General features: G+C 70.1%; 21 protein-coding genes and 1 tRNA gene. 9 read left to right on the plus strand and 13 right to left on the minus strand.

What is annotated here, in order from left to right; translation table 11 throughout:
* The first annotated feature begins 98 nt into the window (after positions 1-98).
* Together dnaG and rpoD are read left to right on the plus strand one after the other, a co-directional pair.
* On the plus strand, positions 99-1,994 hold the full coding sequence (gene dnaG, locus DJ021_RS12210) for a DNA primase (protein WP_111457805.1): 1,896 nt from the start codon (positions 99-101) through the stop codon (positions 1,992-1,994).
* 87 nt (positions 1,995-2,081) lie between these two features.
* Positions 2,082-4,028 carry an RNA polymerase sigma factor RpoD gene (gene rpoD, locus DJ021_RS12215; RefSeq protein WP_111457806.1) on the plus strand — a complete coding sequence of 649 codons (1,947 nt, stop codon included), beginning with the start codon at positions 2,082-2,084 and terminating at the stop codon, positions 4,026-4,028.
* Positions 4,029-4,099: 71 nt separating this feature from the next.
* Here the strand turns inward: rpoD and DJ021_RS12220 are convergent, their stop codons facing one another.
* Positions 4,100-4,906, minus strand: a complete 807-nt coding sequence (locus DJ021_RS12220) for an RMD1 family protein (RefSeq protein WP_207801829.1) — start codon at positions 4,904-4,906, stop codon at positions 4,100-4,102.
* Between the two features lie 74 nt (positions 4,907-4,980).
* A complete protein-coding gene (locus DJ021_RS12225; RefSeq protein ID WP_111457807.1) occupies positions 4,981-5,601 on the minus strand; it encodes a TIGR02466 family protein in 621 nt (206 codons plus the stop codon).
* Positions 5,602-5,805: 204 nt separating this feature from the next.
* Here DJ021_RS12225 and DJ021_RS12230 point away from each other — a divergent pair, with 204 nt between their 5' ends.
* Positions 5,806-6,669 (plus strand): hypothetical protein, encoded by an 864-nt coding sequence (locus tag DJ021_RS12230; protein ID WP_111457808.1) that lies wholly within the window; start codon positions 5,806-5,808, stop codon positions 6,667-6,669.
* A gap of 40 nt (positions 6,670-6,709) precedes the next feature.
* On the plus strand, positions 6,710-7,162 hold the full coding sequence (locus tag DJ021_RS12235) for a DUF6152 family protein (protein WP_111457809.1): 453 nt from the start codon (positions 6,710-6,712) through the stop codon (positions 7,160-7,162).
* A gap of 57 nt (positions 7,163-7,219) precedes the next feature.
* Here the strand turns inward: DJ021_RS12235 and DJ021_RS12240 are convergent, their stop codons facing one another.
* From DJ021_RS12240 to DJ021_RS12250, 3 genes are read right to left on the minus strand one after another with little or no spacing between them, the layout of a single operon-like run.
* Positions 7,220-8,776, minus strand: a complete 1,557-nt coding sequence (locus tag DJ021_RS12240; RefSeq protein ID WP_111457810.1) for a DHA2 family efflux MFS transporter permease subunit — start codon at positions 8,774-8,776, stop codon at positions 7,220-7,222.
* A 15-nt stretch (positions 8,777-8,791) separates the two neighbouring features.
* Complete coding sequence (locus tag DJ021_RS12245) at positions 8,792-9,871, minus strand: HlyD/EmrA/EmrK family protein (protein WP_111457811.1); 1,080 nt, start codon at positions 9,869-9,871, stop codon at positions 8,792-8,794.
* A gap of 47 nt (positions 9,872-9,918) precedes the next feature.
* Positions 9,919-11,316: an efflux transporter outer membrane subunit gene (locus DJ021_RS12250; RefSeq protein ID WP_243625983.1), complete on the minus strand. Its 1,398-nt coding sequence runs from the start codon at positions 11,314-11,316 to the stop codon at positions 9,919-9,921.
* Between the two features lie 160 nt (positions 11,317-11,476).
* Here DJ021_RS12250 and DJ021_RS12255 point away from each other — a divergent pair, with 160 nt between their 5' ends.
* Positions 11,477-12,118 carry a TetR/AcrR family transcriptional regulator gene (locus DJ021_RS12255; RefSeq protein WP_111457813.1) on the plus strand — a complete coding sequence of 214 codons (642 nt, stop codon included), beginning with the start codon at positions 11,477-11,479 and terminating at the stop codon, positions 12,116-12,118.
* Here the strand turns inward: DJ021_RS12255 and DJ021_RS12260 are convergent, their stop codons facing one another.
* From DJ021_RS12260 to DJ021_RS12270, 3 genes are all read right to left on the minus strand, one after another.
* Positions 12,119-12,943, minus strand: a complete 825-nt coding sequence (locus DJ021_RS12260; protein WP_111457814.1) for a DUF6644 family protein — start codon at positions 12,941-12,943, stop codon at positions 12,119-12,121. It abuts the gene before it with no gap.
* Positions 12,940-13,572, minus strand: coding sequence for a DUF6644 family protein (locus DJ021_RS12265; RefSeq protein WP_111457815.1), 633 nt, complete (start codon positions 13,570-13,572; stop codon positions 12,940-12,942). Before DJ021_RS12265 ends, DJ021_RS12260 begins: the two co-directional genes overlap by 4 nt.
* 118 nt (positions 13,573-13,690) lie before the next feature.
* Positions 13,691-13,912: a flagellar basal body rod C-terminal domain-containing protein gene (locus DJ021_RS12270; RefSeq protein ID WP_111457816.1), complete on the minus strand. Its 222-nt coding sequence runs from the start codon at positions 13,910-13,912 to the stop codon at positions 13,691-13,693.
* Between the two features lie 136 nt (positions 13,913-14,048).
* Between DJ021_RS12270 and DJ021_RS12275 the strand changes: the two genes are divergently transcribed.
* Positions 14,049-14,411 (plus strand): hypothetical protein, encoded by a 363-nt coding sequence (locus DJ021_RS12275; RefSeq protein ID WP_111457817.1) that lies wholly within the window; start codon positions 14,049-14,051, stop codon positions 14,409-14,411.
* Here the strand turns inward: DJ021_RS12275 and DJ021_RS12280 are convergent.
* Positions 14,408-15,661, minus strand: a complete 1,254-nt coding sequence (locus tag DJ021_RS12280; protein WP_111457818.1) for a serine hydrolase domain-containing protein — start codon at positions 15,659-15,661, stop codon at positions 14,408-14,410. The two genes, DJ021_RS12275 and DJ021_RS12280, sit on opposite strands and share 4 nt — an antisense overlap.
* A gap of 92 nt (positions 15,662-15,753) precedes the next feature.
* Complete coding sequence (locus tag DJ021_RS12285; protein WP_111457819.1) at positions 15,754-16,311, minus strand: YbhB/YbcL family Raf kinase inhibitor-like protein; 558 nt, start codon at positions 16,309-16,311, stop codon at positions 15,754-15,756.
* A 323-nt stretch (positions 16,312-16,634) separates the two neighbouring features.
* Here DJ021_RS12285 and panD point away from each other — a divergent pair, with 323 nt between their 5' ends.
* Both panD and DJ021_RS12295 read left to right on the plus strand, forming a co-directional pair.
* Positions 16,635-16,991: an aspartate 1-decarboxylase gene (gene panD, locus DJ021_RS12290; RefSeq protein WP_111457820.1), complete on the plus strand. Its 357-nt coding sequence runs from the start codon at positions 16,635-16,637 to the stop codon at positions 16,989-16,991.
* A complete protein-coding gene (locus tag DJ021_RS12295; protein ID WP_111457821.1) occupies positions 16,991-17,458 on the plus strand; it encodes a hypothetical protein in 468 nt (155 codons plus the stop codon). Before panD ends, DJ021_RS12295 begins: the two co-directional genes overlap by 1 nt.
* Here the strand turns inward: DJ021_RS12295 and DJ021_RS12300 are convergent.
* A complete protein-coding gene (locus tag DJ021_RS12300; protein WP_111457822.1) occupies positions 17,455-18,186 on the minus strand; it encodes an SIMPL domain-containing protein in 732 nt (243 codons plus the stop codon). The two genes, DJ021_RS12295 and DJ021_RS12300, sit on opposite strands and share 4 nt — an antisense overlap.
* A 120-nt stretch (positions 18,187-18,306) precedes the next feature.
* Between DJ021_RS12300 and DJ021_RS12305 the strand changes: the two genes are divergently transcribed.
* Positions 18,307-18,382 (plus strand) — tRNA-Ile (locus DJ021_RS12305).
* Between the two features lie 36 nt (positions 18,383-18,418).
* Here DJ021_RS12305 and DJ021_RS12310 read toward each other — a convergent pair.
* Positions 18,419-19,147: a pseudouridine synthase gene (locus DJ021_RS12310; protein WP_424443817.1), complete on the minus strand. Its 729-nt coding sequence runs from the start codon at positions 19,145-19,147 to the stop codon at positions 18,419-18,421.
* An 8-nt stretch (positions 19,148-19,155) separates the two neighbouring features.
* Entirely contained in the window at positions 19,156-19,968 is an 813-nt protein-coding gene (locus DJ021_RS12315; protein WP_243625986.1) for a class I SAM-dependent methyltransferase, read from the minus strand.
* Positions 19,969-20,220 lie beyond the last annotated feature (252 nt).

Consider the following 20,220-nt stretch of genomic DNA (forward strand, 5'->3'; position numbering starts at 1 on the left):
GGCCTTAAGCTTCGCGCCCGCGGGTCACAAGGTCAAATAGGGCGCGGGATGAGCGGCGCCCATGGCCGCGACTCCGTCTCACGCGCTATCATCGCATCGTGCGCTTCGACGAACGCTTCCTCGACGAGATCAAATCCCGCCTTCGCCCGTCCGACGTGATCGGCAAGACGGTGAAGTTGCGCCGGCAGGGGCGCGAGTTCGTCGGCCTGTCGCCGTTCACCAAGGAGAAGACGCCCTCCTTCTACGTCAACGACGACAAGGGCCAGTTCTTCGACTTCTCGTCCGGCAAGACCGGCGACCTGATCACCTTCCTGCAGGAGACCGAGCGGCTCACCTTCTCGGAGGCGGTGGAGCGGCTGGCGGCCGAGGCCGGGGTGCCGCTGCCGGCGGTCGATCCGCGCGCCGCCGAGGTGGAGAAGAAGCGCCAGGGCCTCTCCGACTGGCTGGAGCTCGCCGCCCAGTGGTTCGAGGCCGAGTTGCGCCGGCCGGCGGGCCGCGACGCCCGCGCCTATCTGGAGAAGCGCGGCCTGCCGGAGGCCGACTGGGCGCGCTTCCGCATCGGCTTCTCGCCGTCCGGCCGCACGGCGCTGAAGGACTACCTGGTCGCCAAGGGCGCGCGGCCGCCCGAGCTGATCGACACTGGTCTGCTGATCGCGCCGGAGGACGGCGGCCAGCCCTACGACCGGTTCCGCGACCGCATCATCTTCCCGATCGCCGACGCCCGCGGGCGGGTGATCTCCTTCGGCGGCCGGGCGATGGACCCGCAGGCGCGCGCCAAATACCTGAACGGGCCGGAGACCACGGTCTTCCACAAGGGCCACAACCTCTATGGCCTGGCCGAGGCGCGGAAGATCCTCGCCGCCGCGTCGGCCGGCGAGAGCCCGCCGCTGCTGGTGGTGGAGGGCTACATGGACGCCATCGCCTGCCAGCGGGCGAACATCCCCGCCGTCGCGCCGATGGGCACGGCGCTGACCGAAGAGCAGATGGAGATGCTGTGGCGTCACCATCCGGAGCCGACGCTGTCTTTCGACGGCGACCGGGCAGGGCGCCAAGCGGCGGCGCGGACCATGGATCGGGCGCTGCCGCTGCTGAAGCCGGGCAAGAGCTTCAAGTTCGCCATCGTCGAGGGCGGCAAGGACCCTGACGAGGTGCTGCGCGAGCAGGGGCCGCAGGCGCTGAAGCAGCAGCTGGCGCAGACCACCGCCTTCGTCGACGCCCTGTTCATCCGCGAGCGCGACCTGGAGACCCTGGACACCCCGGAGCGCCGGGCGGGGCTGAAGGGCCGGCTGCGGCAGCTGGCGGGCGGCATCGCCGACAAGGACCTGCAGCAGGCCTATCGCGAGGCCCTGTTGGAACGCTTCGACCAGCTTGCCGCCGACCGGCGTCCGGAGCGGCGGCCCGATTCGCCCGGACGCGGGCGCGGCGGGGGCGAAAAATGGGGCCGGGGTGGGCCGTCGACCTGGATGGAGCCCTCGACCCCGCAGGGCAAGGCTGCGGCAAAACGTCTCGCCCTGGGACTCGAGTCCGTATCGGCGGCGCTGGCCAGGTACGCGGTGGACGATCCCGCCGTGCTGGACGACCACCTGGAAGACGCTTTCACGGCCCAGGGGTTCGGTCACGAGGCGCTTGCGAAATTGACCAAGGAAATCATTCGCCTTCGTCTGGAGGCTGACCATCTTGACTCCGCCGCCCTTCAACGCCATCTGGCCTCGTGCGGATTTAGCGCGCTGTTGACAGACATCGATCGGGCCGCTGCGACTTCGGGCGCGCCCATTTTGAATCAAGATGTCTCCCTCGATGCGCGGAGATCCCAGTGGTCACGTGGTTTCGCAGCCCTTTCACGGGCGGCGGCGCTGGATGACGCCATCGACGCCGCGAAGGGAAACCTGCGCGACCGTGACGATATGGCGGCCTTCGAGCGCCTCAAAGGCGAGCGGGATGCACTGAAACGCGCGATCAGAACGGGAACGATTTGGGCGGAAGACGGGTCGTAATGACGCGGCCTCTTCTGGGACGACCGCCCGACACCACTTTCGGCCCGCGCCTTGCATGGAGGCGCGACGCCGATTTCGGAGAATTCGATGAGCACCAACACGGCCGAAGCGGAAACGCCTGAGACTACCGGCGGCGACGGCCCGCTGCTCGACCTCACGGACGCCGCGGTCAAGAAGTTCATCAAGCAGGCCAAGGCCCGCGGCTACGTCACGATGGACGAGCTGAACAAGGTGCTGCCCAGCGAGGAAGTCACCTCCGAGGCCATCGAAGATACGCTCGCCATGCTCTCCGAGATGGGCGTCAACGTCGTCGAGGCCGAGGAAGACGCGGAAGGCGGCGAGGTCGCGGTCCGCGAGGAATCGGCCGTGGTCGAGACGACCAAGGAGCCGGCCTACGACCGCACCGACGATCCGGTGCGCATGTACCTGCGCGAGATGGGCTCCGTCGAGCTGCTGTCCCGCGAGGGCGAAATCGCCATCGCCAAGCGCATCGAAGCCGGCCGCGACACCATGATCCGGGGCCTGTGCGAGAGCGCGCTGACCTTCGAAGCCATCATGGTCTGGCGCGAGGAGCTCGGCTCGGGCCGCATCCTGCTGCGCGAGGTCATCGACCTCGAACAGACCTATGGCGGCGTCAACGCCGCGGCCGCCGAAGAGCTGGCCGCCAACGCCCCGCCGGTCGAGGAAGTGGAAGAGTCGGCCGAAGTCACCGAGGACGGCGAAGCGGTCGCCAAGGGCGATGACGACGACGATTTCGACGACGGCGCCGGCCCGACCATCAGCGCGATGGAAGGCGAACTGCGCGAAGGCGTCATGGCCACTCTCGACGCCATCGCCAGCGAGTTCGAGAGCTTCCGCCTGCTGCAGGAGAAGCTGGTCAATCAGAAGCTCAAGGGCCAGGACCTCTCCGACGCCGACCGCAAGGCCTACGCCGCGGCCACCGGCGCCATCGTCCAGCACCTGAAGACCCTGAAGCTGAACAACAACCGCATCGAGGCGCTGGTCGAGCAGCTCTATGCGATCAACAAGCGCCTGATGGGCCTCGAGGGCCGCCTGCTGCGCCTGGCCGACAGCTATGGCATCAGCCGCACCGAGTTCCTGAAGGCCTATTTCGGCTCCGAGATGCGTCCGGACTGGGGCGACCAGGTCAAGGCGCTGGGCGTGCGCTGGACCAAGTTCGCTGAGAACGACGCCGGGCAGATCGGCGACATCCGCCACGAGATCGCCGCCCTGGCCACCGAGACCGGCGTGCCGATCGACGACTATCGCCGCATCGTCCAGACCGTCCAGAAGGGCGAGCGCGAAGCCCGCCAGGCCAAGAAGGAGATGGTGGAAGCCAACCTCCGCCTGGTGATCTCCATCGCCAAGAAGTACACGAACCGCGGCCTGCAATTCCTTGATCTCATTCAGGAAGGCAACATCGGCCTGATGAAGGCGGTCGACAAGTTCGAGTACCGCCGCGGCTACAAGTTCTCCACCTACGCCACCTGGTGGATCCGGCAAGCGATCACCCGTTCGATCGCCGACCAGGCCCGCACCATCCGCATCCCGGTGCACATGATCGAGACGATCAACAAGATCGTCCGCACCTCGCGCCAGATGCTCCACGAGATCGGCCGCGAGCCGACCCCGGAGGAACTGGCCGAGAAGCTGGCCATGCCGCTGGAGAAGGTGCGCAAGGTCCTGAAGATCGCCAAGGAGCCGATCAGCCTCGAGACCCCGATCGGCGACGAGGAAGACAGCCACCTGGGCGACTTCATCGAGGACAAGAACGCCATCCTGCCGATCGACGCGGCCATCCAGTCGAACCTGCGCGAGACCACCACCCGGGTGCTCGCCTCGCTGACGCCGCGGGAAGAGCGCGTGCTGCGCATGCGCTTCGGCATCGGCATGAACACCGACCACACCCTTGAGGAGGTCGGCCAGCAGTTCAGCGTGACCCGCGAACGGATCCGCCAGATCGAGGCCAAGGCGCTTCGCAAGCTGAAGCACCCGAGCCGCTCGCGGAAGCTGCGCAGCTTCCTCGACAGCTGAGTTCGACGCCGATCCACAGCCGTCCTCAGGAACCCCGCCCCGGAACCCCGCGGCGGGGTTCTTGTTGTCCGCTAGCCGCGAGCGATCTGAAAAAGCGTGAGCGCGATCTCCGCCACGATCAGGATGACGACCGCGGCCTCCAGGCGCAGGGACCGCTCGGTGTCGATCAGGTCGGTCATCAGCCGGGCCGTCTGACCGATCAGCCGGAGCTTGCGGTTCAGCACCTCGGCGCGCTCGTCCAGTTCGTACTCGGTCTCCAGCCGGGCGTAGAGGCGCTCCAGGTCGGGACGATCCCACAGCAGGTCCGGCTTCTCGCCCACCGCCACCCGCCCGCTCACCCGGTGCTCCACCAGCAGCGCCGAGCCGATCATGCGGATCATGGCGCGGCGGCCGCCGGGCGCGCGGCCGCGCGTCGCAAGGTCGCGCGACCAGGGCTCAAGCGCGTCGAACACCTGCGACACCTGGCGCTCGTCGTGCGCCAGGGCGGCGCTCTTGGCCAGGGCGTCGGCCACGATCAGCAACCGGGCGGGCGAGCGGTCGGCGATGCGAACCACGCCCTCCGGGTCGATCCGCTCCTCCCGCCCGGGCGCGAGCCGTACGGCCTCCTCCTCCCGGATGGGGAAGGGCCCGACCACCCGTGGGGCGATGCCGCGCAGCGCCTCGTCCTCGGCCAACGGATCGAGCCCGATCAGCACCACCACGCCATAGCGGAAGACCACGGCCACGGCCTGGTCGCCGACGCGGAAGGCGAGCGGCATGGTCGAGAGCGCGTCGCGCCGCTCAAGGCCGGCGGTGTCGATGCGCTCGCCAAGCAGGACGGCGCGCGCCGTGAGCGGCGCAAAGTCGGTTTCCGCTCCGGTCATGGTGTCGGCGGCCATGCCGCAGGGGAGCACAGGCGACGGCGGGCGGCCAGTGTCCCTGCCGCCAAGTTCGTTTCGGCGCGCCGTCCGGCTTAGCGCCAGCCGTAGTTGAAGCTGATCGAGATGCGCTCGGCCTTGGCGCGGTTGGCCGGCACCTCGTGGCGCAGCCAGCTCTCCCACATCAGCACCGTCCCGGGCTCGGGCGTCAGGTAGACGAAGGTCTGGCCGGTGTCGGGCGCGTCCGCACGCTTTGGCGGGGCGGCCATCATCAGCGGCAGGCGCGGGTCCTCCAGCTTCAGCGCGCTGGCGCCCGGCGGGGTCGCCACATAGACCGTGCCCGACAGCACGCTGTGCGGATGGATGTGGCCGGAGTGGGCCGCGCCGGGCTTCAGGACGTTCACCCACAGGCTGTCCAGCCGCAGCCTGCCGCCGCCGAGGTCGAACGCCAGATCCGCCGCGAAGGCGGCGGCGTGGCGGTCCAGCTTCTTCTTCAGGTCGGCGAAGACCGTCATCCGCTGGGGCAGGTCGTCCAGCGAGGCGTAGGAGGTGTAGCCGCCGTAGCCGTGGGCCTTGCACCAGGCCCGCCCGGCCTGGTCCTCCGCCGCCAGCATCTGGCAGGCGTCCTCCAACTCGGCGTTGAAGCCCTCGAAGCCGCGGTCGGCGGCCAGGGAGGCCTGGTACAGCTGGGTGATGAACAGGGGGCGCAGCGCCATGGATGGCCGCTAGCCTTCCCGCCCGGGCTTGTCAAAGTCCGCCGCCTCCAGGCGGCGCGAACCCAGCGACACTGCGATGCGTTTTCCGGCCGCGCCAAACCGGAAGTTCTAAAGTCCGCACGCTGGCGCTTTGCCTGAACGTCGATTAGTCTGCCTCAAAATCTGAAGCTTCGCAGCATGCGGACGAGGCTCGGGGGAGGGACGATGATCAGGCTCATGGCGACGCTGGCGCTGGCCGGCGCGGTGATCGGCGGCCAGGCCCAGGCGGCCGCGCCGAAGGCGAAGCCGACGGCCGCCAGCTATCGCGCCCCGCGCGGTCCCGACGGCGTCCACCCCGACCTGAATGGCGTCTGGCAGGCGATGACCACCGCCAACTACGACCTCGAGCCGCATGCCGCCCGCGCGGCCCTGGCGATGCGCCCGGGGCCGTTCGGCCCCGTGCCGGCGAAGGACGTCCTGGCGCTCGGCGCGGTGGGCGCGGTGCCGGCCGGCCTGGGCGTCGTCGAAGGCGGCGCGATCCCCTACACCGCCGAGGCCCGCAAGCAGCGCGACGAGAACCGCGCCGACTGGCTGCGCCGCGATCCGGAGATCAAGTGCTACCTGCCGGGCGTGCCGCGGGCCAACTACATGGCCCTGCCGTTCCAGATCTTCCAATCGCAGAAGGCGACGCTGATCGCCTACGAATACGCCGGCGCCGTGCGCAGCCTGCTGTTCACCGACCCGGGCCCGGCGCCGGTGGATTCCTGGATGGGCCAGTCGGTGGCGAAGTGGGAAGGCGACACCCTGGTGGTCACCGTGACCGGCCAGAACGACTCCACCTGGTTCGACCGCGCCGGCAACTTCCACTCCGCCGACATGAAGGTGGTCGAGCGCTGGACGCCCACCGGCCCGATGACCCTGCGCTACGAGGCGGAGATCACCGATCCGGCGACCTTCACCCGGCCGTGGAAGGTGAGCCTGAACCTCTACAAGCGGGTGGGCGAGGACGCCCGGCTGCAGCAGTTCAAGTGCGTCGAGTTCGTCGAAGAGCTGATGTACGGCGGCCTGCGCAAGGAGCCGCTGAAGTGACCGCCGAGCCGAAACCAGCATCCCGTCCCAGGAGCGTTCCATGACCCGTCGTCGCCTTATCCTCCCCACCCTTGCCGGCGCGGCCTTGCTGGCCGCCGGCGCGTTCGGCGTTCAGCAGGCCTCGGCCCACCACGCCTTCGCCGCGGAGTTCGACGGCAAGACCCCCGTGCTGCTGCGCGGCAAGGTGACCAAGGTCGAGTGGATCAATCCGCACGCCTGGGTCCACCTGAACGCGGTGACCCCCGGCGGGACCCAGGAATGGATGGTGGAGGGCGGCACCCCGAACACCCTGCTGCGCTCCGGCATCGACCGCAATTCGCTGAAGGTCGGCACCGAGATCGTGGTCCGCGGGTACCAGTCGAAGGACAAGGCCTGCACCCCGGTCTGCAAGGCCAACGGCCGCGACGTGACCTTCCCCGACGGCCGCAAGCTGTTCATGGGCTCGTCGGGCACCGGCGCGCCGAAGGACGGTTCGGATCCCAACGACAAGTAGTCGTCGGCCGGACGGCCGCAGAAGGGGAGCCTTGCGGCTCCCCTTTTTCGTGGCGGCTCAGTCGGCGGCGTGGGCCTCGCCGGCGTTGGCCATCGCCTTGCGGGTCAGCCAGATGCACGGGATCGTCAGCACGATCAGCCAGGCCGACACGCGGAAGAAGTCCAGCGCCGCCAGGGTGTAGGCCTGGTTGACCACCTGGTTGGTGATCGACCCCAGCGCCTGCTGCGCGCTCATGCCCGCCGCCTGCAGCTTCTGCAGGGTCTGCACGAAGGCCGGGTCGCTCGAGCCCATGGCCTCGGCGAGGCGGGTCTGGTGCAGGGCCTCGCCGCGGTCCCAGATGGTGGTGGCGAGAGAGGCTGCGAAGCTGCCGGCCGTGATCCGCAGGAAGTTCGAGAGGCCGACGGCGGAGGGCACCTGCTGGGCCGGGATGCCGTTCAGCGACAGCGTCACCATGGAGATGAAGAAGGTGCTCATGGCGATCCCCTGCACCAGCATGGGCACGATCAGCGAGCCGAAGCTGGCGTCCGGCGTGTAGCCGGAGCGCAGGAAGTAGGAGCCTGCGAAGGCCACCAGCGAGACGGTGGCGGCCCAGCGCGCATCGACCTTGGTCATCAGCCGCGCCGCGAACGGCGTCAGGAACACCGCCACCGCCCCGGAGGGCGCCGCCACCAGGCCCGCCCAGGTGGCGATGTAGCCCATCCGGGTCTGCAGCCACAGCGGCAGCAGGAGGTTGTTGCCGAAGAACACCGCATAGCCGAGGCAGAAGGCGATCGTCGCCAGCACGAAGTTGCGCGACTTGAGCAGCGACAGGTCGACGATCGGGTGCTTCTCGTGAAGCTCCCAGATCACCCAGGCGATCAGGCCCACGACGGCGACGATCAGCTCGACGACGATGGCCGGCGAGTTGAACCAGTCGGCGTCCTTGCCGGTGTCCAGCATCACCTGCAGGGCGCCCACCCAGACCAGCAGCAGCATGAAGCCGGTGGTGTCGATCGGGACCTTGCGGGTTGCGGTCTCGCGGCTCGCCATCCCCCGCCAGCAGACCACGGTGCAGAGGATGCCGATGGGCACGTTGATCAGGAAGATCCACGGCCAGGAGAAGTTGTCGGAGATGTAGCCGCCCAGGATCGGTCCGCAGATCGGCGCCACCAGGGTGGTCATCGACCAGATGGCCAGCGCCGTCCCCCGCTTGCTGGCCGGGAAGATCATGATCAGCAGGGCCTGCGAGCCGGGGATCATCGGCCCGGAGACCGCCCCCTGCAGGATCCGGAAGATGATCAGCGACGCCATGTTCCAGGAGATGCCGCAGAGGAAGGAGGCGACGGTGAACAGCGCCACCGACGCCACGAACGTCTTCACCACCCCGTAGCGGCCCATCAGCCAGCCGGTGAGCGGCACCGAGACCCCGTTGGCGACGGCGAACGAGGTGATCACCCAGGTGCCCTGGCTGGAGCTGACCCCCAGGTTGCCGGCGATGGTCGGCACCGAGACGTTGGCGATGGTCCCGTCCAGCACCTGCATGAAGGTGCCGAGCGCCAGCGCGATGGAGGTGATGGCCAGCGCCATCCCGGTCATCGGCGCGGGGGTGGCCGGAGAGGCGGCGGCGTCAGCCATGGAAGGACTCCGAACCTAGCGGGCGTTGGAGATGTCGATGGCGGCCTTCATCGACAGGCCGATCCGCAACGGGTGCTGGGCGAGCTCCCGCGGGTCGAGCTGGATGCGGACCGGCAGGCGCTGGACCACCTTGATCCAGTTCCCGGAGGCGTTCTGCGCCGGGATCAGCGAGAAGGCCGACCCCGTACCGCCCGACAGGCCCTTCACCCGGCCGTGGAACTTCACGCCGCCGCCGTAGAGGTCGGAGGTGAGCGTCACCGGCTGGCCGATGCGCACGTTGGTCAGCTGCACTTCCTTGAAGTTGGCGTCGACGTAGGCCTCGGTGGTGGGGACGATGGCCATGAGCGGCGTCCCGACCTGCGCCTGCTGGCCGATCTGCACGGCCTTCTTGGAGACCACTCCGTCGATGGGCGCGCGGATCACGGTGCGCGACAGCGCCAGCTTGGCCGCGTCGAGGCGGGCCTGCGCGGCGGCGACTTCCGGGTTCTGCTCCAGCGGCGTTCCGGAGATCAGCACCTCGTTGGCCTGCCGTGAGCCGGCGGCGGCCTGCAGGTTGGCGCGGGCCTGGGCGACCTGGGCCTGGGCGCTGGCGAACTGGTTCTTGGCGGTGGTCAGCTCCTCGCCCGACACCGCGCCGGAGGCGGAGAGCGCCTGGCGGCGGTCGAGGTCGGTGCGCGCCCGCTGGAGGTCGGACTGGGCGCGGTTGATGTCCGCCTGCCGCGCAGCCAGCTGGCCGCCCAGGGCGGTGTCGTTGGCCTCATAGCCCCGCACCTTGCGTTCGGCCTGGCCGACAGCGGCCTGCGCCTGCGCGACGGCGATCCGTGCGTCGGCGTCGTCGAGGATCACCAGCGGCTGGCCGGCCTTGACGATCTCGGTTTCGCGCACCAGCACCTGGGCCACCGGCCCGGCCACCAGCGGCGTCACCTGGGCGGTGTCGGCGCCGACGTAGGCGTTGTCGGTCTCCACCGTGTGGCCCGAGAAGACCAGGGCGTAGATCCCGTAGAGCACGGCGCCGACCACCACCACGGCGGCCAGCAGGGTCAGCAGGCGCCGGCGCTTGTGGGCGGCGGCCGGGGCGGGAGCGGTGTCGGACATGGGAGGCCTCGAGAGCGGAGTCGTGTTGTGAGGTGCGAAGCGGCCGGTCAGGCCGAATGGAAGCCGCCGCCGAGGGCGCGGACGAGGGCCACGTCGAGGGCGAAGCCGCGCGCCTCCAGGTCGGCGACCCGGCGACGGCGGCTGAGCACCGCCTGTTCGACGGTCAACAGCTGGGTGTAGGTGGACAGGCCGCCCTGGTAGCGCATCCGGGCGATCCGGTAGGCGTCCTCGCTGGCGGCCAGCGCGGCGCGGGAGCTGTCCAGCTGGGCCCCCAGGGCCTTCTGGCTGGCGACCACGTCGGCCACCTGGCGGAAGGCCTCGGCCACCGCGCCGTCATAGCTCGCCACCGCCGCGTCGCGGTCGGCTTCCGCGCCGCGCAGGCCGGCCCGCAGGCTTCCGCCCTCGAAGATCGGCAGGCTGATCGCCGGGCCGACCGCGCCGATGTCGGAGCCCTGGCTGAACAGCTGGTCGAGGTGCAGGGCCTGGGCGCCGATGAAGGCGGCCAGGTTGATGTCGGGATAGAAGGCCGCCTTGGCCTGCTTGATGCGGTGCGAGGCGGCCTCGGCGCGCCAGCGGGCGGCGACGATGTCGGGGCGGCGGCCGACCAGATTGGCGGCCAGCTCGGCCGGCAGGCCGAACGGCTTCAGGGCTGCGGCGGCGGGGCGCGTGATGGCCAGGCCGCGGTCGGGGCCGGCGCCGACCAGGGCGGCCAGGCGGTTGCGGGTCAGCGCGATCTGTTCGTCCACCGCCGCGAGGTCGGCTTGCGCCTGCAGCGGCTCGGATTCGGCCTGGCGCTGCTCGCCGCGGGTGTCGAGCCCGTTGGCGACCCGGCTGGTCACCAGGCTGCTGGTCTCGCGTTGCACCGCGACCGTGCGCTCGGCCACGTCGCGCTCGGCATAGAGCCGGGCGAGGTCGGCGTAGGCGGTCGCCACGTTGGTGGTGAGCATCAGCCGGGCCTCGGCGGCGTCGGCTTCCGCCGCGCGGCTCTCCGAGGTTGCCGCGGCGACCGCCGCGCGGTTGCGGCCCCAGAAGTCGAGCTCCCAGTTGAAGTTCAGGGTCAGCTGGCCGGTGTCGTTGTAGCCCTGCGGGACGAACTGGGGCGGGATGCCGTTGTTGTAGCTCTGCTTCATCTCCTGGACCGCGCCGTTGGCGGAGACGGAGGGCAGTTCGCGGGCGTGGGCCTGGGCGGCGACGGCCTCGGCCTGCCGCAGGCGGGCCTGCGCCGTGGCCAGGGTCGGCGAGCCGGCGAGGGCCTCCTGCATCAGGCCGTCGAGCTGGGTGTCGCCGTAGGCGGTCCACCAGGCGTCGGCGGGCCACTCGGCGGCCGGGGCGGCGAGCGACGCCTGGGTGGCGTAGCTCTGCGGCGCCTTGGCTATCCGGGCCGGCGCGGCGGCCGGCAGGGTCGCACAGGCGCTGAGGGCGGCGGCGCAAAGGCCCGCCAGCAAGGCGGCCTTCATTCGCGGCGGCGGGGTGAGAGACGGGGCGGATGCGGGGGACTGTGCCATCGGGCGGCGCCTTGAAATACCGTACGGTACGGTCATATTGGAGCCATATAGGGGCGGTCATTAGCTAGTCAAGCTGACCGTACCGTACGGTAGGAAAAAGATGCAGCAGACCAAGCCAAGACTGGATCGGGACGCGCGCCGGGAAGCGATTCTCGACGTCGCGCAGGACGTCTTCCTCGAGGAGGGCTATGCCGCCGCGTCGATGTCGACGATCGCCGCGCGGCTCGGCGGTTCCAAGGGCACGCTCTACAACTACTTCAAGAGCAAGGATGAGCTATTCGAGGCCTACGTCCAGCGCCGCTGCGTCTGGCAGCAGGACGAGATCTACGGCCTGCAGTGGCAGGGCGAGACGGTCGCCCAGGCTCTCAGCCGGCTGGGTCGGTCGTTTCTACGCCACGTGCTCAGCGACGATAACCTTGGCCATTTCCGGCTGATCATGGCCGAGGCGGAGCGCTCCCCGGAGATCGGCCGCGCCTTCTATGAGGCCGGGCCGAAGCGCGGCGCCGAACGGCTGGCCGTGGTCCTTGCGGAATGGGCCGCGCTGGGCTGGCTCGACGTCCGCGATCCGACGATGGCCGCCCACCAGTTCCTGGGCATGTGCCAGAACCGCCACTTCAAGGCCCGCCTCGCCAACTACGTGCCGGAGCTTACCGAGGCCGAGATCGAGGCCGAGGTGAGCGCTGCGGTGGACACCTTCCTGCGGGCGTTCGGCAAACCCCAGGCCGCTGGTCAGACCGCCTGATCAGGCGAAGGCGATCCAGCGGCCGGCCGCCGCCGCGGTGACCCACACCAGGATCCCGGCGTAGCCGGCCAGGCGCGCCAGCCGCCCGCCCGGCTGGCCGCCCTCCGCCCGGAACAGCTGGACGAGCGCCGCCCCCAGGATCCAGGCCGCGAACACGGCCGCGAAGGCTTTGTTGACCGGGGTGAGAGCTGCGTAGTCGTCCGGCCTGACGAGCAGGTGGGTGGCGACGAACTGGGCGGCGATCAGCGCCAGCAGCCCTATCAGGTAGACGAAGCGCAGCCGTCCGCGGGCGACGAACAGCACCACCAGGGCGGCGGCGGTCAGCACGTGGAAGACGCCCGGATTGATCAACGCCGAGGTGGCGAACACCCAAAGTCCGAACAGCCAGACGGTGAGACCTGCGACCAGGCCGATCTTCGCACCGGCGCTGACGGCGCCCTCGGCCTTGGCGATGGGTCCGCTGACGCCATAGGTGAAGACGATCCCCGCCAGCAGGGCGGCCATCTTCACCGTGAAGGCGTTGCTGTCGTAGAGCCGCTCGGCGTTGGCCGTGCCGATCAGCAGGCCGGTGACCACGATGCCGATCACCCCGGCGTTCAGCCACGGCCACAGGTTGCGGCGCACCTCGGACGGCGGCTCGTCGGTGATTCCGGCGCCGATCAGGCGCAGGTTCAGCAGGATCGCTGACCCGCCCAGCACCACCAGCGACAGGATGTGCAGGATCTCCCAGATGGCGAACTGCGGCTTGACGAAGGATCCCGGCGCGACGTTGCCGAGGTTCACAACCCACGGGCGGATGTGCGGAAACAGGTCCTCGAAGGTCATGCTCCGGCCCTCGCCAGGCGGCTGACGGCGTGCTTCTCAACGGCCCCGGCTTCGGAGGCGGCGCAGGACTCGACGACGTTGATGAAGTGGGGCTGCGGCTTGCCGCACTCGAACCAGTCGTAGGCGATCAGCCGGCCGAGGCTGATCACTACGATCCAGGCGCTCAGCGAGAGGGCCGCCGAGGCTCGCGCGCTGAACGGCGGCCGCGCCGCCGCGTCCCAGTCGCTGCGGTTGCGCTGCACCCGCACATGGAAGACGGCGATGTTGACCAGGGCGAAGGCGAGCAGGACCAGCTTCAGCCGAAACCAGATATTGTGATAATAAAACAGCGGCTTGGCGTAGAAGAGCGCCACGCCGGTGACGACCGCCAGCGTAAAGCCGGCCACCGTCAGCGGGAGCACCCGGTCGCTGACCACCGACACCGGGGTGCGCCGGAAGGTCACGCCCAGCAGCCGCAGGTCGACGACGAAGATGGTGCCGGCGAACAGCATCAGCGCCAGCAGGTGGGTGCCTTCGAGCAGGCTCCAGAAGTTGAGCGATTCCAGCAGCGCCTCGCTCCAGGACCGGGCGAGGTCGCCGGAGCCCTTTCCGAGCTGCGTCTGCAGCCAGACCAGGAATGCACGTAGCAAGCGGACGCTCCCCCCGAACTCGCCTGACGCCGGGGCGCGGCGTCAGGTGGGCGCGTAGGCCGCGCACTCGGCAGGAGTGTGGGACAAGCTGGGCCTGAGGTCCAGCCCGCAGGCGGCTCTAGCGTACCTGAACTTCGAGAAGTGACCGCCACATCTCGTCGGCGATCTTGATCACCTGGGCGTTGGCGGCGAACTGCTGTTTCGCCTCCACCTGATTGACGGTTTCCTGGACGGGGTCGACCGTTGGGTCGGAGCCCATGTTCGCCACGCGCGACGCCGAGGTCTGCAACTGGCTCTGGGCGGCCATCAGGCCGTAACGGGCGGTGCTCAGCGGGTCCATGGTCGGGTCTCCGCGGAGCAGAATGACCGATCGCGGTTAAGCCATCGCGTGGAAGCGTGGTGAACGGAGCGCAAAAGCCGGCCGGGTCGCCAGCCTGCCGGGCGAGGTGTAATCTCCCCGCCAAAGGAGACGCGCCATGAAAGCTCTGCTCGCCGGTGCGGCCCTGGCGTTCCTGGGCGTCGCGGCGAACGCCCAGTCGCTGGCCGACAACCCCCCCACCGTCACCACGCTCTGCATCGACGTCAGCGGCATGTCGCTGCCGGCGATCTGCCAGGTTCCCGGCGGCCGCCTCGACGCCCGGGAGGATATCTGCATCTGTCCGCGCGGCGAGCGGATCAAGGCCTCGGTCTGTCCGCCCGGCGTGAGGCCGCCGGCGGAGGGCGCAGCCCTCGAACGCGCCCGCCGCGCCCTGTTGCGCAACGGCGAGGGCACGATCGTCGGCGCGACCTACCAGGGCCAGCCGATGTGCGTGGCGCCGCGGAACTCCGCGACGCGCTAGCGGCCGAGCGCCCCGTAGACCAGCCGCTGGAACACCGGCAGGGCCAGGCGCGCGCGCAGACCTTCGCCGGTGGCCAGTTCGCGGGCCGCCTCGGGGCCCAGCGGCATGGAGTTCTGGATCAGGTAGATCATCGCCATGTCCTCGCTGGGATCGGCCTGCCACCAGGTGCCGAAGGCGCCCGGCCAGCCGAAGGAGTCCTTCGACGCCGCCCCGCCGACGGCCGCGACGATGTCGGGATTGGTGACCATCGACACCCCCAGGCCGAAGCCCTGGTAGGACCAGAACGGGAAGCCCATGAACGGGATCTGCCGCTGGGCGTCGGTCAGGCGGTTGGCGGTCATCAGGGCGAGGGTCTCGGGGCTGACCAGCCGCACGCCGTCCACCTCGCCGCCGCCCAGCATCATGCGGGCGAACTTCAGGTAGTCGTCGGCCGTGGAGATCAGGCCGCCGCCACCGGCCTCGAAGGCCGGCTGACTGTCCACATGCGGCAGGGAGACGTCCTTCAGGGGCTCGCCCGGCGCGTCGGTCCGGTAGAGCTTGGCCATCCGGTCGCGCTTCTCCGGCGGGCACCAGAAGTCGGTGTCGACCATGCCCAGCGGGCCGAAGATGCGCGCCTTCAGCACCTCGCCCAGCGGCTTGCCCTCGATCCGCGCCACCAGGAAGCCGAGCACCTCGGTGGCGTGGCTGTAGTGGAAGCGCTCGCCGGGCGCGAAGCTCAGCGGCAGCGAGCCGAGCGCCTTCAGCCAGGCGTCGGGGGTCAGGTGGGTGCCGAGCGCCGGGCCAAGGCGCTCCTCATGGGCGTGGGCGATCGGCCCGATCGAGGTGAAGCCGTAGGCGAGGCCCGCCCGGTGGGTCATCAGGTCCTCGACCGTGATGTCGCGCGGAGCGGGGTAGGTGTCCTCGAGCGGCCCGGTCGGGTCCTTCAGCACCTGCATGTCCGCGAACTCGGGCAGCCAGCGGGCGATCGGGTCCTCGAGCCGCAGCTTGCCTTCCTCGCGCAGCATCATGGCGGCGATGGAGGTCACCGGCTTGGTCATCGAGGCGATGCGGAACAGGGTGTCGCGGGTCATCGGGGCGCGGGCCTCGACGTCGCGGAATCCGACCGCGTTCACCTGGGCGATCTCGCCCTTGCGCCAGATCAGCGTCACGAAGCCGGACAGGTCGCCCGCGTCGACGACGGCCTGGAGCGCCGGCGGGATCTGCGCCAGCCCTTCGGACGTGAACCCGCCCAACGTCTCGCCGCCGTCCATGCCCGCTTCTCCCTGAACGCTGTTTATGTATCGCCATAGCGCAGGGGCGGGGCGGGCGCGTCAAGGGCGCCGACACCCGGGCCGGTGAAGCGTCACTGCGGGTTGGGCGCCTCGTAGGTGGCCATCATCTCGCCCTTGGCGATGGTGGCGCCCTTCAGCGCGTTGAGCAGGTCCTTGAGCGGCGTTTCGGGCCCCATGGGAATGAAGTCGTCGAGCGCGAAGATCTGGAAATAGTAGCGGTGCACGCCATGGCCGGCCGGCGGGCGCGGACCGAACCAGCCGTAGCCGCCCATGTCGTTCCTACCCTGGATGCCGCCCTGCGGCGTGGCCAGGAAGTCGGTGTTGGGCAGGCCTTCCGGCAGGGCGTGGATCTCGCCGCGGATGTTCCAGATCATCCAGTGCACGAAGGGCGCCTCGCGCGGCGCGTCGGGGTCCTCGACGACGATCGCCCAGGCCTTCACGTCGGGCGCGTTCGTCCAGTTCAGCGGCGGCGAGATGTTGTCGTGATAGGCCGAGTGGCGATCGGCGAGGCTGCCGTCCGGTTGCTGGGCGCGCGAGGTGATGACGATCCCGGTGTCGAGGATCGGGTCGACCTTCATGATGGTGATGGCTTGGCCGGAGTGCTCTGGGTGGTGCCGGTGCTCGCTCATGTGGCGTCTCCGTTCGGCTGCATCGGGAGAACCGGCGCGCCGCCCGATAGTTGCGGGCCAGGGGCGGCGTTCCACCTCCCCGTCATGCTGCGGCGCGGTGCAGGCCGTCGGCGGTGGGCTTCGTCGCGCGGACGCCGCGGCCGCCAGCCCAAGGGCGGCAAGGGGATAGGCGGGGTTTCGCAGGGGCCGGCGACGCAGCGTCGCCGCTGCTGCGCCGCCGCATTGAACCGTGGCCCTTTCGTGCGTATATGCCCCTCCGCCGGGCTCCCGGCGCACGCGTGCGCCGCCTGCGCCCGAGCGCTTATCCGAGGACGTCGTCGCCCATGCTCCTGACGCTGATGAAGGCCAAGCTGCACCGCGCCACGGTGACCCAGGCCGACCTCGAATACGAAGGCTCGATCGCGATCGACCGCGAGCTGTTGGACGCCGCCAACATCCTGCCGCACGAGCAGGTGGACGTGCTGAACATCACCACCGGCGCGCGCTTCACCACCTACGCCATCGAGGCCCCGCGCGGCTCGAAGGTGATCGGCGTCAACGGCGCCGCCGCGCGCCTGGTGCAGAAGGGCGACAAGGTCATCGTGGTGACCTACGGAATGCTGCCCGCCGAGGAAGCCCGCAACTACGCCCCCACCGTCGTGCTGCTGGGCGACGGCAACGAGATCAAGAAGGCCGCCTGATGCGCCCGACGGCCGCGCTGGCGTTGGCCGTCCCGCTGGTTGGCGCGCTGGCGCTGGCGGCCTGCTCGCCCGGCCTGCCCAAGGGCGTCGAGAAGGACAAGCTCGACGAGGCGATCTCCAGCCGCATCGGCGATCCCAACACCTGCGTGCTGATCGGCCGGCAGGCCGACGGCCGCACCGTCTATCGCTACAACACCCACACCGCGTGCGACCGCAAGCTGCCGGCCTGCGACAGCCGTGGCATGAGGACCGTCGACGACCTGCTGAAGGCCACGGCCAAGGACGGCCAGGCGCGGGCCCTCAGCTGCAACACCACCACCGACGCCTCGCGGGGCGTCGGCTGGGCGTCCGGGGTCCTGGCCGGCCACGGCCTGGTCTACGCCGCGATGATGGAAGGCGACCGCGCCTTCCCCGGCCGGATGATGGCCGAGCGCCTCGACGGCGCCTTCAAGGCCGCCGGCTTCTAACGGGCGAGCTCGTAGAGGCCGGTCACGTCGATCCGCACCTTCAGCTCGCCGGGCGAGACGGGGGTCTCCGCCATGTCGCGCTTGGCGAACGCCGCCATCGGCATCGGCGGCGGCATCGAATAGCCCCCGCCTTCGCTGAGCGAGACCAGGCGCGAGACCTTGTAGCCGGTGGCGTGGGCGTAGAGGTCGGCCTTGGCGCTCAGGGCCCGCACGGCCGCCTGCCGCGCGGCGTTCTCCGCCGCCGTCGGGTCGTCGAGGCCGAAGCTGATCCCGTTCACCTGGTTGGCGCCGGCGTTCACCGTGGCGTCGACCGCGGCCCCCAGTCGGGCGAGGTCGTGCACGCTCACGGTCACCTGGTTGGAGGCCTGGTAGCCGGTCAGCCGCGGCGGCTGGTTCTGCTCGTAGACGTACTGCGGGTTGAGGTTCAGGCCGGAGGTCTGGATGTCGCGCGCCGCGATCCCGGCCTTGCGCAGGGCGGCGGTCACCGTGGTCATCCGCGAGGCGTTGGCCTGCATGGCCTCGGCCGCGGTCTTGGCCTCGGTCATCACGCCCAGGGTGATGGTGGCCATGTCCGGCGCGATCCGGGTCTCGCCATAGGCGGCGAGGTTCAGGGTGGTGGTGCGGAACATGCTGTCGGCCGCCGGCGGCGCGGCCTGGGCCAGGGCGGCGGTGGCCGCAGCTGCGGCGAGCAGGGCGCTGAGGGCGGCCGCCCGGATCAGGGTCTTCATCTGGATCTCCTTGCGAGACGCGACCGCCTCGTTCAGTCCAGAACCTCGCAAGGCCTAGCTGAACGCAAGCTTTAAGCCCCGTGCAGCCCATGGTAACCGCGCAGGGCGGCGTCGCTGCTGGGGCCTGTAGCTCAATGGTTAGAGCCGGCCGCTCATAACGGTCTGGTTGCAGGTTCGAGTCCTGCCGGGCCCACCAGCGAAGCTCGTTTTGAGATCCGCCGCGGCGAGGATCTCACCCTGCGGCTGGCGCAAACACGGCGGCGATGTCGTCCGGCCCCATCAGCCGAAAAACTCCCGGTGCAAGGTCCGAAGGCAGGTCGAGGCCGCCGATCCGGTCGCGATGCAGGGCCTCCACGTGGTTGCCCACGGCCGCGAACATGCGCCGCACCTGGTGGTAGCGGCCTTCGCTGATGGTCAGCCAGGCCTGGCGTTCGGACAGCGGCTCCAGCCGCGCGGGCAGCAGAGGCTTGTCCTCGCCTTCCAGCATCAGCTCGCCCGAGGCGAACCGCTCGGCCTCGTGCCCTTCGAGCGGCCGCGCGAGGCTGGCCAGGTACCGCTTCGACACATGCCGTTTCGGCGAGATGATCCGATGCAGCAACCCGCCGTCGTCCGTGAGCAGGAGCAGGCCGGAGGTGTCCTTGTCGAGCCGGCCCACCGTGGAGATGGCCGGCTCGCGCGTCCGCCAGCGGCCCGGCAAGAGGTCGTAAACCAGCGGCCCGGCTTCCTTGTGGGAACAGGTCACCCCCAGCGGCTTGTGCAGCATGAGCGCCATGCCGGGCGGCGGGTCGAGGGCCGCGCCATCCACCTGCATCCGCGCTGCGAGGTCCGGCGTGACCGCCAGCCGCATCTCGGCGTCGGCCAACACCGCCCCGTCAAGCACGACAGATCCGCGGCGAACCAGTTGCTGGACCTCGCGGCGGGAGCCGTAGCCCATGTTCGCCAGCAGTCGGTCGAGCCGCATCGTCGCGCTCATCGCCGCGCCTCGTAGATCTTGAAGCCCTGGCCCTCGCCCTTCGGCGTGACGCGGCCGAATTGTGCGGCGAGCTCGGCCTCGTAAGGAAGGTGCCGGTTGGCCACCAGCCACAGCACCCCGCCGGGCCGGAGCATCTGGTGGCTGCGGCGGATGAAGGCCTGACCCAGCGCCTTGTCCTCGAGCCCACGCTCGTGGAAGGGGGGGTTCATCACCACGAAATCCAGACCTGCAGGGTCCGGCCCCGCAAAGTCCGGACCGCCGCGCACGTCGGCCCAATGGAAGACAGCCCTGGGGTCCGCCAAATTGCGGCGGGCGGCGTCCAGCGCCCGGCGGTCCAGGTCTACGAGATCCAGGCGGGTGACCGCCGGGCTGGACAGCACGGCTGCGGCCAACACGCCGATCCCACAACCCAGGTCGGCGCCGCGGCCGCTCAGGGCCGGGAGCGCGGCGATCAGCAGCTGGCTGCCGAGATCCTCGCGATCCCAGCTGAACACCCCCGGCTGGGTCCATAAGCCGGGGGCCTCGAGCCTCTGCGGTCCGCCCGCAGCGATCGCCGCCTCGAGCCCCACAGGCGCGTCCGGACGCGAGGCATGGCAGATGCGCTGGTGCTGGCGCCCCACCTCTTGGACCCGGCAGCCGAACGCCTCCAATTCCTTACGCAGGCGCGAACCGCCCTTGTCCTTGGGCGCCAAGGCGGTCAGCGGCGAGCCCGGCTTCAGGGCGCGTAGCGCCAGAGCCAGGGCGTAGCGGCGCTCGAGCGTGCCCGGGGGGGCGGCGATCACGGCGGCGGACAGGCTGCCCGGCGCCAATGTCTCAAGGGCATCAGCGCCCGGAACGAGGGGGGAGACCTGCCGCGCGCCCGCGGGGGCCGTCGCCAGCGCCGGCGGGGGCGCGCCGTAGACGCAGGCTGCCACAGGCTCGCTCAAGCCACCCAGGCCGTATCGACGACGCGCACGCCGCCGTGCGGCCGGAAGATCGGTAGGAGGAGATTCGTCATGCCAGGCTCTTTAAGCGTGGTCTTCGCCGCTCGCGAGCGGATAGGCCAGCCCCACTCGATCGAA

Source organism: Phenylobacterium hankyongense (assembly GCF_003254505.1).
Classification (GTDB): domain Bacteria; phylum Pseudomonadota; class Alphaproteobacteria; order Caulobacterales; family Caulobacteraceae; genus Phenylobacterium; species Phenylobacterium hankyongense.

Coding starts and splice junctions, on each gene's coding strand:
- DJ021_RS12295 (WP_111457821.1), top strand. CDS start 16,991: ATGCGCCCGACGGCCGCGCTGGCGTTGGCCGTCCCGCTGGTTGGCGCG.
- DJ021_RS12310 (WP_424443817.1), bottom strand. CDS start 19,147: ATGCGGCTCGACCGACTGCTGGCGAACATGGGCTACGGCTCCCGCCGC.
- DJ021_RS12225 (WP_111457807.1), bottom strand. CDS start 5,601: ATGGCGCTGCGCCCCCTGTTCATCACCCAGCTGTACCAGGCCTCCCTG.
- DJ021_RS12255 (WP_111457813.1), top strand. CDS start 11,477: ATGCAGCAGACCAAGCCAAGACTGGATCGGGACGCGCGCCGGGAAGCG.
- DJ021_RS12285 (WP_111457819.1), bottom strand. CDS start 16,311: ATGAGCGAGCACCGGCACCACCCAGAGCACTCCGGCCAAGCCATCACC.
- panD (WP_111457820.1), top strand. CDS start 16,635: ATGCTCCTGACGCTGATGAAGGCCAAGCTGCACCGCGCCACGGTGACC.
- DJ021_RS12300 (WP_111457822.1), bottom strand. CDS start 18,186: ATGAAGACCCTGATCCGGGCGGCCGCCCTCAGCGCCCTGCTCGCCGCA.
- DJ021_RS12240 (WP_111457810.1), bottom strand. CDS start 8,776: ATGGCTGACGCCGCCGCCTCTCCGGCCACCCCCGCGCCGATGACCGGG.
- DJ021_RS12235 (WP_111457809.1), top strand. CDS start 6,710: ATGACCCGTCGTCGCCTTATCCTCCCCACCCTTGCCGGCGCGGCCTTG.
- DJ021_RS12220 (WP_207801829.1), bottom strand. CDS start 4,906: ATGGCCGCCGACACCATGACCGGAGCGGAAACCGACTTTGCGCCGCTC.
- DJ021_RS12280 (WP_111457818.1), bottom strand. CDS start 15,661: ATGGACGGCGGCGAGACGTTGGGCGGGTTCACGTCCGAAGGGCTGGCG.
- DJ021_RS12270 (WP_111457816.1), bottom strand. CDS start 13,912: ATGGACCCGCTGAGCACCGCCCGTTACGGCCTGATGGCCGCCCAGAGC.
- DJ021_RS12260 (WP_111457814.1), bottom strand. CDS start 12,943: ATGACCTTCGAGGACCTGTTTCCGCACATCCGCCCGTGGGTTGTGAAC.
- DJ021_RS12245 (WP_111457811.1), bottom strand. CDS start 9,871: ATGTCCGACACCGCTCCCGCCCCGGCCGCCGCCCACAAGCGCCGGCGC.
- DJ021_RS12275 (WP_111457817.1), top strand. CDS start 14,049: ATGAAAGCTCTGCTCGCCGGTGCGGCCCTGGCGTTCCTGGGCGTCGCG.
- rpoD (WP_111457806.1), top strand. CDS start 2,082: ATGAGCACCAACACGGCCGAAGCGGAAACGCCTGAGACTACCGGCGGC.
- DJ021_RS12230 (WP_111457808.1), top strand. CDS start 5,806: ATGATCAGGCTCATGGCGACGCTGGCGCTGGCCGGCGCGGTGATCGGC.